Annotated in this window: 14 protein-coding genes; 12 read left to right on the top strand and 2 right to left on the bottom strand. The window is 68.5% G+C overall.

Going from position 1 to position 13,341, the window contains the following annotated elements; all coding sequences use genetic code 11:
- The 7 genes from alaS to EV653_RS14070 are packed head-to-tail and all read left to right on the top strand — an operon-like array spanning position 1 to position 8,214.
- A complete protein-coding gene (gene alaS / locus EV653_RS14100; protein WP_134102664.1) occupies positions 1-2,670 on the top strand; it encodes an alanine--tRNA ligase in 2,670 nt (889 codons plus the stop codon).
- Positions 2,671-2,699: 29 nt separating this feature from the next.
- A complete protein-coding gene (gene ruvX, locus EV653_RS14095) occupies positions 2,700-3,149 on the top strand; it encodes a Holliday junction resolvase RuvX (protein WP_134102660.1) in 450 nt (149 codons plus the stop codon).
- Between the two features lie 11 nt (positions 3,150-3,160).
- Entirely contained in the window at positions 3,161-4,348 is a 1,188-nt protein-coding gene (gene mltG, locus EV653_RS14090; RefSeq protein WP_238159727.1) for an endolytic transglycosylase MltG, read from the top strand.
- A gap of 1 nt (position 4,349) precedes the next feature.
- A complete protein-coding gene (locus EV653_RS14085) occupies positions 4,350-5,174 on the top strand; it encodes a shikimate dehydrogenase (RefSeq protein WP_134102657.1) in 825 nt (274 codons plus the stop codon).
- Complete coding sequence (locus tag EV653_RS14080) at positions 5,161-6,747, top strand: FAD-dependent oxidoreductase (protein ID WP_238159726.1); 1,587 nt, start codon at positions 5,161-5,163, stop codon at positions 6,745-6,747. Before EV653_RS14085 ends, EV653_RS14080 begins: the two co-directional genes overlap by 14 nt.
- Before the next feature lie 14 nt (positions 6,748-6,761).
- Entirely contained in the window at positions 6,762-7,790 is a 1,029-nt protein-coding gene (locus EV653_RS14075; protein ID WP_134102653.1) for a DUF2330 domain-containing protein, read from the top strand.
- Between the two features lie 7 nt (positions 7,791-7,797).
- A complete protein-coding gene (locus EV653_RS14070; RefSeq protein WP_134102650.1) occupies positions 7,798-8,214 on the top strand; it encodes a hypothetical protein in 417 nt (138 codons plus the stop codon).
- Here EV653_RS14070 and EV653_RS42075 read toward each other — a convergent pair.
- Complete coding sequence (locus tag EV653_RS42075; RefSeq protein ID WP_238159725.1) at positions 8,207-8,659, bottom strand: hypothetical protein; 453 nt, start codon at positions 8,657-8,659, stop codon at positions 8,207-8,209. The genes EV653_RS14070 and EV653_RS42075 overlap by 8 nt on opposite strands.
- A gap of 109 nt (positions 8,660-8,768) precedes the next feature.
- Here EV653_RS42075 and EV653_RS14065 point away from each other — a divergent pair, with 109 nt between their 5' ends.
- Both EV653_RS14065 and EV653_RS14060 read left to right on the top strand, forming a co-directional pair.
- On the top strand, positions 8,769-9,476 hold the full coding sequence (locus EV653_RS14065) for a prepilin peptidase (RefSeq protein WP_238159724.1): 708 nt from the start codon (positions 8,769-8,771) through the stop codon (positions 9,474-9,476).
- Between the two features lie 90 nt (positions 9,477-9,566).
- On the top strand, positions 9,567-11,150 hold the full coding sequence (locus EV653_RS14060; RefSeq protein ID WP_134102647.1) for an FAD-dependent oxidoreductase: 1,584 nt from the start codon (positions 9,567-9,569) through the stop codon (positions 11,148-11,150).
- Here EV653_RS14060 and EV653_RS14055 read toward each other — a convergent pair whose 3' ends face one another.
- The gene (locus tag EV653_RS14055) at positions 11,151-12,266 is read right to left on the bottom strand and encodes an ADP-ribosylglycohydrolase family protein (protein ID WP_134102644.1); all 1,116 of its coding nucleotides are present in this window, start codon (positions 12,264-12,266) and stop codon (positions 11,151-11,153) included.
- A 124-nt stretch (positions 12,267-12,390) separates the two neighbouring features.
- Here EV653_RS14055 and EV653_RS14050 point away from each other — a divergent pair, with 124 nt between their 5' ends.
- Genes EV653_RS14050 through EV653_RS14040 form a run of 3 tightly spaced genes read left to right on the top strand, consistent with a single transcriptional unit; the run spans position 12,391 to position 13,316 of the window.
- Positions 12,391-12,591, top strand: coding sequence for a hypothetical protein (locus EV653_RS14050; protein WP_134102641.1), 201 nt, complete (start codon positions 12,391-12,393; stop codon positions 12,589-12,591).
- A gap of 51 nt (positions 12,592-12,642) precedes the next feature.
- Positions 12,643-12,909: a type II toxin-antitoxin system Phd/YefM family antitoxin gene (locus EV653_RS14045; protein WP_202871593.1), complete on the top strand. Its 267-nt coding sequence runs from the start codon at positions 12,643-12,645 to the stop codon at positions 12,907-12,909.
- A complete protein-coding gene (locus EV653_RS14040; RefSeq protein WP_134102638.1) occupies positions 12,906-13,316 on the top strand; it encodes a type II toxin-antitoxin system VapC family toxin in 411 nt (136 codons plus the stop codon). The genes EV653_RS14045 and EV653_RS14040 overlap by 4 nt, the downstream gene beginning before the upstream one ends.
- Positions 13,317-13,341 lie beyond the last annotated feature (25 nt).

Below are 13,341 nucleotides of genomic sequence, written 5' to 3'. Positions count from 1 at the left end.
ATGGAAACCAGTGAGATCAGGCGGCGGTTCCTGCAGTACTTCGAGGACCGGGGCCACACCGTGGTGCCGAGCGCGCCACTGCCGTCGCCGGACCCGAACCTGCTGTTCAACGTCGCCGGCATGGCCCAGTTCGTCCCGTACTTCGTCGGCCAGCAGACCCCGCCGTACCCGCGCGCGACCAGCGTGCAGAAGTGTGTCCGGACCCTCGACATCGAGGAAGTCGGCAAGACCACGCGGCACGGCACGTTCTTCCAGATGAACGGCAACTTCTCCTTCGGGGACTACTTCAAGGAGAAGGCCATCGAGTACGCCTGGGAGCTGGTCACCAAGCCCCAGAATGAAGGCGGCTACGGCTTCGACGAGTCGGTGCTGTACGCGTCGGTGTACTACGACGACGACGAGGCGATCGCGCTCTGGAAGCGGATCGCCGGCCTGCCCGACGACCGGATCGTCCGGCTGGGGATGAAGGACAACTTCTGGTCGATGGGTATCCCGGGTCCGTGCGGCCCGTGCTCGGAGATCCTGATCGACCGCGGCCCGGAGTTCGGCGCCGACCGGGACTGGGAGGCGGGCGACCGCTACCTGGAGTTCTGGAACCTGGTCTTCATGCAGAACATCCGCGGTGAGGGTGGCGGCAAGGAGGGCTACGAGATCCTCGGCGAGCTGCCGAAGAAGAACATCGACACCGGTCTCGGCCTCGAGCGGGTCGCGTACCTGCTGCAGGGCGTCGACAACATGTACGAGATCGACGAGATCTACCCGGTGATCGAGCGTGCGTCCGAGCTCAGCGGCCGCAAGTACGGCGTCGAGCACGTCGACGACGTCCGGTTCCGCGTGGTCGCAGACCACGTCCGCAGCGCGCTGATGCTGATCGGCGACGGCGTCACCCCGGGCAACGAGCAGGGCGGTTACGTACTGCGTCGCCTGCTCCGCCGGGCTATCCGTTCGATGCGGCTGCTGGGCTACGAGGACCCGAGCCTGGTCGAGCTGCTGCCGACGAGCCTTGAGCAGATGAAGAAGTCCTACCCGGAGCTGGAGGCCGACTTCGGCCGGATCAGCCAGGTCGCGTACGCCGAGGAGGAGGCGTTCCGCCGTACGCTCACGGCCGGTACGACGATCTTCGACGTGGCGGTGCGCGACACCAAGGCCAGCGGTGCGCACCAGCTGGAGGGCTCCAAGGCGTTCCAGCTGCACGACACGTACGGCTTCCCGATCGACCTGACCATCGAGATGGCGGCCGAGCAGGGCCTGAACGTCGACACCGAGGGCTTCCGCTCCTTGATGAAGGAGCAGCGCGAGCGCGCCAAGGCGGACGCACGCGCGAAGAAGGCCGGTCACGCCGACACGTCCGGCTACCGCGAGCTGCGGGAGAAGGGTGTCACCGAGTTCACCGGCTACCAGGAGCTGTCCACCGACTCGCAGGTGCGCGGTCTGCTCCGGGAGGGCGCGGTCGCGCCGTTCGCCGAGCAGGGCGAGACCGTCGAGGTCGTGCTGGAGAAGACCCCGTTCTACGCCGAGTCCGGTGGTCAGATCGCGGACGAGGGCCTGATCCTCGGCGACGGCCTGAGGCTGAAGGTCCTCGACGTGCAGCGCCCGGTCAAGGGCCTGATCGTGCACAAGGCCGAGATCCTCGAAGGCGTACTCCGTCCCGGCGAGAACGTGCACGCCGCGGTCGACCACGAGTGGCGGGTCTCGGCCTGCCAGGCGCACTCCGGCACGCACGTCGTACACGCCGCGCTGCGTCAGGTGCTCGGCCCGAACGCGTTGCAGAGCGGTTCGTACAACAAGCCCGGCTACCTGCGGCTCGACTTCGCCTGGTCGTCGGCGCTGGACCCGTCGACCCGTTCGGAGATCGAGGAGGTCGCGAACCTCGCCGTACGGAAGGACCTCCCGGTCTCGGCGCAGTACATGACGCTGCCGGAGGCGCGGGAGTGGGGCGCGCTGGCGCTGTTCGGTGAGACGTACGACGAGCAGGTCCGAGTGGTCGAGATCGGCGGCCCCTGGTCGCGTGAGCTCTGCGGTGGCACGCACGTGAAGCACTCGTCGCAGGTCGGTGCGCTCACCGTCACGGGCGAGTCGTCGGTCGGCGCCGGCGTACGGCGGATCGAGGCGTTCGTCGGCCTGGAGGCGCTGCACTACCTCGGCCGCGAGCGCGCGCTGGTCCGCCTGCTCAGCGAGAACCTGAAGACCCGGCCGGAGGAGCTGCCGGCAAAGGTCGCCGACCTGGCCGAGCGGCTGCGCGCCGCGGAGAAGGAGCTCGAGCGCGTCCGGGCCGCCCAGGTCCTCGAGGCCGCGGGTGAGCTGGCGAAGAACCCGAAGGACGTCTTCGGCGTCCAGTACGTCGGGCACCGTGCGCCGGACGGCGTGAACGGCGGCGACCTGCGCAAGCTGGCGCTGGACATTCGCGGCCGGATGGCGAACGACAAGCCGGCCGTCATCGCCGTACTGAGTGTGAACGACGGCAAGCCCGGCGTGGTCATCGCACTCAACGACCTCGCCCGCGAGTGGCGGCTCAAGGCCGGTGACCTGGTTCGCGTCGCGGCCGAGAAGCTCGGCGGTCGCGGCGGCGGCAAGGACGATGTCGCGCAGGGTGGCGGTACCGACCCCGCCGGCGCCGACGAGGCGCTGGCGGCGGTCGAGCACACCGTCGGTCACCTCGTCACGGGTTAGATGAGACCAGCACAGATGAGACCGCGGAGATGAGACGAGGCGTGCGGATCGCGCTCGATATCGGGGATGCCCGGATCGGTGTCGCCAGCAGCGATCCGCACGGAATCCTGGCCACGCCTGTGGAAACCGTCCGGCGTGGGCCCGGGGATCTGGATAGGATCGCCGCACTCGCCGCCGAACTGGAGGCGTTCGAGATCGTGGTCGGGCTGCCGCGCTCCCTGTCCGGGGGCGAGGGACCGGCCGCGGTGAAGATCCGGGAGACGGCGGCGCAGGTGCTGGACAAGGTACGCGAGGGGACGACGATGCGGCTGGTGGACGAGCGGTTCACCACCGTCACCGCCGAACGGATGCTGCGGGAGCGGGGAAAGAAGGGCTCCAAGCGGCGCGCGGTGGTCGATCAGGCCGCGGCGGTCGTGATTCTGCAACATGCGCTCGACCTCGAGCGCGAGACCGGCAACCCACCCGGGAGGCCCCTGTGAACGGACCATCGGTGGATCAAGAGCTGAACGAGGGCGAGGAGCAGGCCGACGATCTCGGCAGCGGCCTCGGGCTGCGGGCCGAGACCCGCGCCGAGCGTCGCGCCAACCGGCGCCGGGCTCGCAGCCGCCGCGCGTTCGGCTGCTTCGCCGGCTTGATCTCGCTGATCGTCGTCGGTGCGATCGTGGCCGGCGTCGTGGTCGGCTTCGGCAAGGGCAAGGACGCGCTGGAGGGCGTGTTCTCCGCACCGGACTACACCGGTGAGGGCACCGGATCCGTTCAGGTCGAGATCACCAAGGGGCAGTCGACCTCGTCGATCGCCGACACGCTGGAGAAGAAGGAAGTCGTCAAGAGCGCCCGCGCGTTCGAGCGCGCGGCCCGGGACGATCCGCGGTCACTGCAGATCCAGGCGGCGACCTACACCCTCCGCAAACACATGTCGGCCAAAGCCGCCCTGGCGCTGATGATGAACACGGCCGTGTCGATCAAGGTGATGCGGGTCAGCGTGCCGTCCGGGGAGACCAAGGGCGAGGTCGCGGTCATCCTGCAGAACAAGCTCAAGCTGCCCGCCGGCGCGGCCGCGGCCGCGATCAACCACCCGGCGGCGCTCGGCCTGCCGGCCTACGCGCAGGGCAATCCCGAGGGTTTCCTGTACCCGGCGACCTACGACGTGCCGAAGAACGCGAACGCGACCGTCATGCTCAAGCTGATGACCGCGAAGTACGCGTCGATCGCCAAAGACCTGAACCTGGTGCAGACCGCACAGCGCAAGAAACTCGACCCGTACCAGGCGGTCATCGTGGCCAGCATCATCGGCGCGGAGACCAACAAAGAGGCCGACTACGGCAAGGTCGCGCGGGTGATCTACAACCGGCTGGCGGCCGGGATGTATCTAGGCATGGACTCGACGGTCCACTACGTCGTCGGTAAGGACGGCGGCGTTTACACGACGCCCGAGCAGCGGAAGAACCCGTCGAAGTACAACACCTACATCCACAAGGGTCTGCCGCCGTCGCCGATCAACTCGCCGACCCGGGCGCAACTCAGCGCCGCGCTGAACCCGACACCGGGCAACTGGAAGTACTTCACGCTGGTCAACCTGGACACCGGCGAGACCGCCTTCGCCGACACATACGCGGAACACCAGGTCAACGTGAAGAAGCTCCAGACCTGGTGCCAAGCACACACCGGGAAGTGCTGAGTTGACCCGGTGCGCAGTGCTCGGTTCGCCGATCGCGCATTCGCTGTCACCGGCGATGCACCGCGCCGCGTACGCCGAGCTCGGACTGGACTGGCGGTACGACGCGTTCGAGGTGCTCGAGGACGAGCTCCCCGCGTTCGTGGCATCGCTCGGTGAGGACGTTCGTGGGCTGTCGCTGACGATGCCGTTGAAGCGCATCGCGCTCGACCTGGTCGACACGGTCGATCCGGTCGCGGAGCTGATCGGCGCGGCGAACACGATGCTGTTCGAGCCCGACGGATCGCGGTCCGCCCACAACACCGACGTGCCCGGGCTGGTGAACGCGTTCGCCGAGCAGGGCATCACGGCTGCGGAGACGGCCGTCGTGGTCGGTGGCGGTGCGACAGCCGCATCCACCCTGGCTGCTTTGCGGGGCATGAAGGTCACCGAGGTGACGGTCGTCGTCCGGGATGTCTCGAAGGCCGACCGGTTGCTTGACCTGGCCGCGGAGCTCGGACTCCGGACGTCGGTGGCGGACTTCTCGCAGGTCGAGCAGATCGGTGGCTTCGACCTGTGCGTGTCGACCCTGCCGGGCGGCGCCGTCGACCCGTGGGCCGAGCACTTCGCCGCGGTGGCGCCGGTGGTGTTCGACGTGGCGTACCACCCCTGGCCGACCAGGCTCGCGATCGCGGCGCACCGGATCGGTACAGAGCTGTTGAACGGACTTGACCTACTCGTGCATCAGGCGACCCTCCAGGTGGAGATGATGACGGGTAGGTCGCCGGCTCCTCTGGCGGCCATGAGGACGGCCGCGCGTGAGGAGTTGGGGGATCGTGAGCCTGCTTGACCGCCGTACTGTACTGAAGGCCGGCAGCGCCGCAGCGGTCGTCGGACTGACCGGATGCGGAGACTCGACGGACAACGCCGGCGGCGGGGCGACCAGCTCGACGCCGACGACCAGCTCCGAGCCCAGCTCCACTGCTCCGGCTCCGACGACGACAGCGCCCAGCAGCACGGCCGCGCCGAGCACCACGACCCCGAGCAGTAGTCCGAGCAGCAACCCGAATACGTCGGCCCCGACGCTGACCTCCACCGCGCCGAACTGGAACTCCTTCTCCCGCTCGCTCACTGGCAAGCTCTACCTGTCCTCGACCTCGGGATACGCCGCCGCGCACCAGCTGTTCAACCCGCGCTGGGACAGCGTCCGCCCGACCGCCGTCGTGAAGGCCGCGAACCCCGCCGACGTACAGAAGGCGATCAACTTCGCTCGCGACAACAAGCTCGTGCTCGTGCCGAAGAGCGGCGGCCACTCGTACGTCGGTGCGTCCACGATCGCCAACGGCCTGCAGCTCGACGTCGGCGCGCTCCGGGGCATGAGCTACTCGAACGGCATCCTCACCGTCGGCGCCGGAGCCCGCTTGTACGACGTCCACGCGTTCCTCGACCGGTACGGGCGCTCGCTGCCGACCGGCACCTGTCCGACGGTCGGCGTCGCCGGCCTCACGCTCGGCGGCGGGATGGGGATCCACACCCGCACGTACGGGCTGACCTGTGACCGGGTCGTGTCGATGGGCGTGTTCACCGCCGACGGGAAGTCGCACAATGTCAGCGCGACTGTCGACCCGGACCTGTTCTGGGCCTTGCGCGGCGGCGGTGGCGGCAACCTCGGCGTGGTCACGTCGTTCCGGTTCGCCACGATCCCGGCCACCAAGCTCGGGTTCTTCCGGCTGACCTGGCCCGAGTCGCAGGCCGCGGCCGTCGTCCGCGGCTGGCAGAAGTTCGCGCAGACCGCGCCGACGACCTCCTGGGGCAACCTGCACATTGATGCCCAGAGCAACGGAACGCTGTCGGTCCACGTGCTCGGCATCTCCACCACCGGCAACGCGAACGCAGCGGCCGCACAGCTGGAGTCCTTCGTCGGCGCGAAGGCGTCGGCGCGGAGCATCAGCGTCAAGTCGCATCTGGAGGCGGTGAAGTACCTCGGCGGCGGCACGACGAGTCCGCGGCAGGGCTTCCTCGCGGGTTCCGACGTACTCAAGGGTGCGATGGACGCGGCGACGATCACCGCGCTGCTCGGTGAGGTGAAGGCGGCCGCGCGCGCCAAGACGCCGGCGTCCGCGATCCTCGACCCGCTCGGCGGACAGGCGTCGAAGCAGCCGGCCGGCGGGGCATCCTGGCCGTGGCGCAGCGCGCTCGGCGTGGTCCAGTGGTACTCGTCCGCGCAGGGCACGACCGCGAAGACGTTCATCGCGAACGGCCATCGCGCCGTCCGGTCGGCCTCAGCCGGTGCCTACGTCAACTACCTCGAGGCCGGTCGGGCAGTGAGTTCGTACTACGGCGGCAGCGCGGCCAAGCTGCAGGCCGCGAAGAAGAAGTACGACCCGTCCAACTTCTTCCACACCCCGTACACCCTCGCGTAGCTAATGTTCCGCCAGTGAAGCTTTGGCGGGTGGTTGCTGGTGTCCTGGCGGTCGGATTCCTCGCGGCCGGGGTGACACCTGCCTGGGCGTGCGCGTGCGGCGGCTACCTCCCGGACGCGCAGTCGCGAGCCCGCGCGTACGGCGAGAACGCGCTGGTGCAGTACGCCGGCGGCACCGAGAAGATCACGCTCTCGATGGCGATCAACGGCACGTCGAAGAAGGCGGCCTGGATCATGCCGGTCCCGGCGGCCGCGAAGGTCGAGCTTGGCGACGACCAGCTGTTCTACCGGCTCGACCAGCTGACCCGGCCGAAGATCGTCTACAAGAAGACGTACTGGCCGTTCCGCGACCTCGGGATCATGGGCAACGCTCGTGATTCCGCCGGTGCCCCGGCCCCCGGATCCGGGGTGAACGTCCGCCAGCAGATGGTCCTCGGCCCGTTCGCGGTCGCACGGCTCAGCGGCTCGACCGGTACAGCGGTCACGGACTGGCTGCGCACGAACGGGTACGTCGTACCGACGACGCTGGCCGCGAACCTCACGCCGTACCTGACGGAGAAGTGGGAGATCGTCGCGGTGAAGCTCGCGCCCAAGCAGGACGGCGAGAGTCTGAGCGGGGCGACGCCGCCGCTGCGGCTCACGTTCGCGTCGGAGCGGATCGTCTACCCGATGCGCCTGAGCAAGGGGGCCACCACCGCGCAGACGGTGACGGTGTACGTCGCGGCCGAGCACCGGGTCGACGCCACGAAGCTGCCGGACGCCGCGGTGAAGCCCGAGCTCCTGTTCGCGGGCCGGGTCGAGGACGATGCGCTGGCAACGCCGGCCAACTTCCTGACCGCGTACATGGCGACGTACCGCGATCCGGGCCGGATCACCGACGACTTCACGTTCGCGCCCGCCGCGACCGACGCGGAGTACCAGCGCGTCAAGGTCATCACCCAGAACGACGGCTTCTGGAGCACGCTCGGCGTGATCTTCGGAGGCCTGCTCCTGATCGGCACCGGGGCCGCCGTCATCGCCAGGATGCTTGTACGGCGAGCATGATGAGCTTATGACGATCTACTTCACTGCAGCGAACGACGACGCGGCCGCTGCCGCATTGAAGAGCGCTCCGTCCGGCGACGAGACGGTGACGAGTGAGATCACTCCGAGCGGTGACGCGTTCACCGCGCTGATCGAGTTGGTGTGGGGCAAGTCGCTGGACGAGCTGTCCGACGACGAGGCCGAGCGGAGCGGGGTCGCGACCACGCTGACCGAGGGAATCGCCCGGCTCGGCGACGCCCTGGTGGAGGCACTCGCCGACCGCGACCAGGGCGAGCTCGAGGACCTCGCCGGACCATGGGCCGACCAGGTCCCGGCGCTGAAGGACGACGAGCACCTGGTCGACTTCCTCGGCAACCTGCAGCATCTCAGCCGGAACGCGAAGGCGTCCGGCGGCGGGGTCTACGCGGTCGAAACCTTCAGCTGACGAAGTCGATCTGGTGGTCGTGGCCGGCGAAGCTGAAGGTGTCGCCGGCGTGCAGGCCCTCGATGGCCGCGTAGATCGGCGCGTCGGCGGCGATCCCTTCGTACGTCGCGCCGTCGCTTTCGAACGCGGCCGCGACCACGCCCACGACGTACCGGTCGCCGTCGAACCCGATGATCGCGCCGGGTCCGATCTCGTCGCGCGGTCCGAAGTCGAGCTTCTCGATCTGGTTGCGGATGCCCGCCTGCCGCTGCTCCCGGCCCTCGAGCAGCCCGCCGAGATCACCGGCCTCGGCGGCCTGTGACTGGTCGTCGACCGAGAACGACGAGTCCTGGTCGAGCTTCGCGGCCGCATCCTTGCGGGCCACGTCACCCCGGGCCGCCAGCAGGTCGGCCTCGACCTGCTGCAGCAGCGCGTCCTTGACCCGGCTCTTGTCCACGGTGTTCATCGGCAGTCCTTCCCGAGATGACCTTTCCATCACACTCCCACACTCTTGTCCACAGGGCGTGCGAAGACGGGCCACTGATCGGCCGCGGGATCGTCTAGGCTCCTGGATCGTGCCGGCTGACAACGCAGTGCTCGCCGCGGGGATCGGTGTGGTCCTCTGCGGTTCTGCTGCGGCCGTGCTGGGCCCTTGGCTGATGCGCAACATCCCAGAGCCGGTGCTGGAGGAGGGTGAGACCAAGGTCCCGTACGCGTCGGTCGCCGGCCGGCAAGCGGCGTACTGGTGTGGCGGGCTCGCGGCGGTGTCCGGGGGACTGCTGGGCTGGATGCTCGGGCTGGATGCCGTGCTGCCCGCATGGCTGGTCCTCGCGGTCGCGGGGGCGGTGCTCGGGTATATCGACGCGCGGACGCGGTTCCTGCCTTCGGTGATCATCTGGCCGACGTACGTCGTCGTCGCGGCCGGATTGCTGGCGGCCGCGGTCGCGACGGGGGAGTGGGGATCGTTGCGCCGGGCAGTGATCGCCGGGGCGATCGGGTTCGCGGTGTTCTACGTGCTGTGGTTCGCGTTCCCGCGCGGCGTCGGGTTCGGCGACGTCCGGTTGTCGGGGCTCCTCGGGATGGCACTCGGCTGGCTGGGCTGGGGGCAGTTCGCCGCCGGGCTGTACGGCGGGTTCTTCCTCGGCGCGATCGTCGGCATCGTGTTGATCGCCGCGCGGGTGATGACGCGCAAGCAGATGGTCCCGTTCGGGCCGTTCATGCTGATCGGCGCGCTGGCCGGCGTGCTGCTCGGGGCGCCGTTGGAGCGGTTGTACGCCGGATAGGTGATCGCTGCACTCCACCAGATGGTTGATGTGCGGGCACCGTCCGCCTTCCTAGGGTCGAAGTATTCGAACTCTCGGGAGGGAATCTCAATGCCAGTCAGTCGTCGTGGTCTTCTGGCCGGGACTGCAGTTGCGGGTGCGGCTCTCGCCGTTCCCGGTACTGCGTCCGCCGCCGTGACCACCACCGCCCGCAGCGACAAGATCGGCCCGAACGACGCGCGGTACCAGGATCTGGTCCAGCGCGGGCAGAACCGCCGGTTCATCGGCAAACCGCAGTACGCGCGCGTGATCCGCTCCACCGAGGACGCCGTCGCGGCCGTCCAAGAGGCGGTCCGCAGCGGCAAGCGAATCGCGGTCCGCGGCGGTGGACACTGCTTCGAGGATTTCGTGGACAGCAGCGACATCGAGGTGCTGCTCGACATGTCGACGTACGACGAGGTCGCGTGGGACCCGCAGTACAAGGCGTTCTCGATCGGGGCGGGCGCCGTCCTCGAGACCGTCTACAAGGAACTCTTCTACGGCTGGGGTCTGACGCTGCCCGCGGGCGGCTGCCTCAGCGTCGGGGTGGGCGGTCACTTCAGCGGCGGCGGGTACGGTCCGCTGTCGCGGAAGTACGGCTCGGTCGTCGACCACCTGTACGGCGTGGAGATCGTCGTCGTCGATGCTCACGGCCGGGCGCGGTCGCTGGTGGCGACCCGCGACAACGCGTACCAGGACCTGTGGTGGGCGCACACGGGTGGCGGTGGTGGGAACTTCGGTGTCGTCACGCGCTACCTGATGCGCTCCGCCGGGGCATCAGGCCGGACGCCCGAGGAATCGTTGCCCAAGGCACCGGCTGCGCTGCGCTCGACCCTGCTGCTGTACGACTGGAAGACCACGACCCAGGCCGGGTTCCTGCGGACGGTGCGGAACTGGTTCACGTTCTTCGAGCAGCACAACACAGCGGACTCGCCGTACGCGACGCTCTATGCGCCGTTCATCCTGTCGCACTACAGCGCTGAGCAGTACCTGCTCTCGACCCAGATCGACGCGGCCGCGCCGAATTCGGAGCAGTTGATGAACGCGTTCAACGCGGCGATGGTCGAAGGGGTGGAGCAGAAGCCGCAGGTGATCGACCTGGGCGTCGGGCCGTTCCTGCACCTGACCATGCAGCGCTCGATCGAGGAGACGGCGGCGCCGAACCGCGGGAAGTACAAGGCCGGATACCTGAAGAAGGGGTACTCCGACGAGCAGATCCTCTCGCTCTACCGCGGGCTCACGGATACGACGTACAAGGGTCCGGTGTCGTCGATGCTGCTCGTCCCGTACGGCGGCAAGGTGAACACCGTCCCGTCGAACGCGACCGCCGCCGCGCAGCGCGACGTGATGGGCAAGATCGTCCTCACGGCAGCGTGGGACAACGCGAGCGACGACGACATGCACCTCGGCTGGATGCGGAAGGTGTACGGCGACATCTACCGCGACACGGGCGGCGCGCCGGTGCCGAACGCGACCAACGCCGGCTCGTACATCAATTACCCGGACGTGGATCTGGCCGATCCGGCGTACAACAAGTCCGGTGTGCCGTGGCACGACCTGTACTACCTGGGCAACTATCCGCGACTGCAGCAGATCAAGTCGAAGTGGGACCCGCGCAACGTGTTCCACCACAAGCTCTCCATCGAGCCGGCCTAGTCACCAGCCCGGGTAGCGGGTGGTCCATGAGGTGTGTGGACCGTAGTCGCCGTGCAGACGCTTGCCCTGGGTGAACTCCAGGGCGAAGTCGTCGGCGAGCTGGAGGATGACCGGGCGGCCCTCGACGGTGAAGACGAGCTCCGCGGGAAGAGCCGTCTCGCCGTGGAGGGCGCCCAGGATGTTGCCGCAGATCGCGCCGGTGGAGTCGCTGTCGCCGGAGTGGGTGACGGCGAGTGCGAGGGCGTCGAGGAACTGCTCCGGCTCCGGGTAGGCGAGCGCCGCGAAGACCGCGATGGCGAGCGCCTCCTCGGCGACCCACCCGCCTCCGAGGCGCTCGACCGTGACTGGACCGGCGGGTGCCGTCGCGGCCAGGTGTCGCGCGAAGGCGAGCGCAGTACTGGTCTTCTCGTGGCCCTCGTGCTGTTCGAGGAGCTCGATCGCACGAGACAACGCATTGTCGAGACCGGCGCCGTTGCACAACTCGTGGATGATCGCGGCGAGCGTGCCGGACGCGAGCTTGCCGGTCGGGTGACCGTGCGTGTACCCGGCGGCCGTCGCGGCCGAGTCGAAGATCCAGTCGGTCGGAAAGTACTCAGGCAGCAGCCCGAACGGCGCGACCCGCATCACCCCGCCGCACCCCTTCGAGTCGTTCACCGCCTCCCCGCCGAACTGCGGGATCCGCGCCTCGCCCTTGCGGGCCTCGGTCAGCGCGGACAGGCAGGTGTTGCCCGGTGCGCGACGTGCGTACAGCCACTGCTCGGCCAGCAGCCAACCGTCCTGCTCGCCACTCGGTCCGGGCAGGTTCTGCGTGTCCAGCCAGCGGTCGTACGCGTGATGCACGACGCCGATCGTGAACCCGAGCCCGCGGTCCGTCCGTACGCCGGCCCGGATCAGCCCCTCGATCGTGAACAGCGTCATCTGGGTGTCATCGGTGATCGTCCCCGCGGGCCAGCCGTCGCCTCCCGGGAGGAACGTCCGTACGCCGTCCGGGTGCTTCGCGACGATCGACCGACCATCCTCGAACTCCACCGGTCCGCCCAGCGCGTCCCCGATCGCACCACCCAGCAAGCATCCACGCACCCGTGCCCGCCACGTCTCCTCAGCCGCCCGATTCATGCCAGGACCCTATCGGGGGTGGTGTAAGCGCTACCCTCACAACGGGTTCCAGGGCCAGTTCCCCCGGCGCTTGCGGCTTCTACCGTCGTTGGTAGAAGCTATCGACCGTTCAAGGGAGCAGACGATGACCCCCGCATTCCGTCGTACCGCCGGGCGCCTGGCCGTGGCGGCACTCGCCACCACCGCCCTGACCGGCGCCGCGATCGCCGGCGGTCAGGCAGCGAGCGCCTCCACCAGCTGCGACCAGTCCCCGATCATCAAGACCGTGGACGCGGTCCTCTCGGTCCGCAACGGCCTCACCCAGGACACCCAGACCTGCCGCTGAGTTCGCGGATTCTGTCCAGTCTGTCTAGACTGTTCGCGCGAGGTGATGGCGATGACGGCTGTGGCTGGACAGTGGCAGTTGCAGGAAGCGAAACAGCATTTCAGCGAGTTGATCCGGGCCGTGCAGACGAGCGGTCCGCAGTTCGTGACCAAGCACGGTGAGCAGGTTGCCGTCGTGCTCGACATCGTGGACTACCGACGGATGACGGGGGTGGAACTGGTGGAGGACTTCAAGAGTTTCCTGGCGTCGGCGCCGGATATGAGCATGCTCGAGATCGAGCGTCCGATGGATCCGGAACGGCCGGTCGATCTCGAGTGAGCTATCTGCTCGACACCACCATGGTGTCGGAGTTCCGGAAGAAGACACCGGACGCGGGCGCAGTCAAATGGTTCGACTCTGTTCGGTCGGGTCAGCTCTACGTCAGTGCACTGATGGTCGGTGAGCTCAGAAAAGGAATCGAGCGGCTGGCCGATCGGGATCCGACGCAGGCCGCCGCACTCGATGACTGGTGCCGGCGTCTTGTCCGCGGGTTCTCCGATCGCATCATCCCCGTTACGCAGGACATCGCGGAGACCTGGGGTCGGTTGAGTGCGCGGACTCCGCTGCCGGTGGTCGACGGGCTCATGGCTGCGACCGCCCTCGTCCACGACTGGACATTCGTCACGCGCAACACCACCGACGTCGAGCCCACCGGCGTGCGTGTGCTCAACCCCTTCGTCAACTGAGACCGCCGTCCGGAGGGTGAGCGGG

Source organism: Kribbella pratensis (assembly GCF_004365355.1).
Classification (GTDB): Bacteria; Actinomycetota; Actinomycetes; order Propionibacteriales; family Kribbellaceae; genus Kribbella.
The sequence above is the reverse complement of the archived record's forward strand: the minus strand, read 5'-3'. Positions and strand labels throughout refer to the sequence as shown.

What these genes read in the sequence shown, in the direction of transcription:
- alaS (WP_134102664.1), top strand. Translation starts at nt 1, where the DNA reads ATGGAAACCAGTGAGATCAGGCGGCGGTTCCTGCAGTACTTCGAGGAC.
- ruvX (WP_134102660.1), top strand. Translation starts at nt 2,700, where the DNA reads ATGAGACGAGGCGTGCGGATCGCGCTCGATATCGGGGATGCCCGGATC.
- EV653_RS14070 (WP_134102650.1), top strand. Translation starts at nt 7,798, where the DNA reads ATGACGATCTACTTCACTGCAGCGAACGACGACGCGGCCGCTGCCGCA.
- EV653_RS42075 (WP_238159725.1), bottom strand. Translation starts at nt 8,659, where the DNA reads ATGAACACCGTGGACAAGAGCCGGGTCAAGGACGCGCTGCTGCAGCAG.
- EV653_RS14060 (WP_134102647.1), top strand. Translation starts at nt 9,567, where the DNA reads ATGCCAGTCAGTCGTCGTGGTCTTCTGGCCGGGACTGCAGTTGCGGGT.
- EV653_RS14055 (WP_134102644.1), bottom strand. Translation starts at nt 12,266, where the DNA reads ATGAATCGGGCGGCTGAGGAGACGTGGCGGGCACGGGTGCGTGGATGC.
- EV653_RS14050 (WP_134102641.1), top strand. Translation starts at nt 12,391, where the DNA reads ATGACCCCCGCATTCCGTCGTACCGCCGGGCGCCTGGCCGTGGCGGCA.
- EV653_RS14045 (WP_202871593.1), top strand. Translation starts at nt 12,643, where the DNA reads ATGACGGCTGTGGCTGGACAGTGGCAGTTGCAGGAAGCGAAACAGCAT.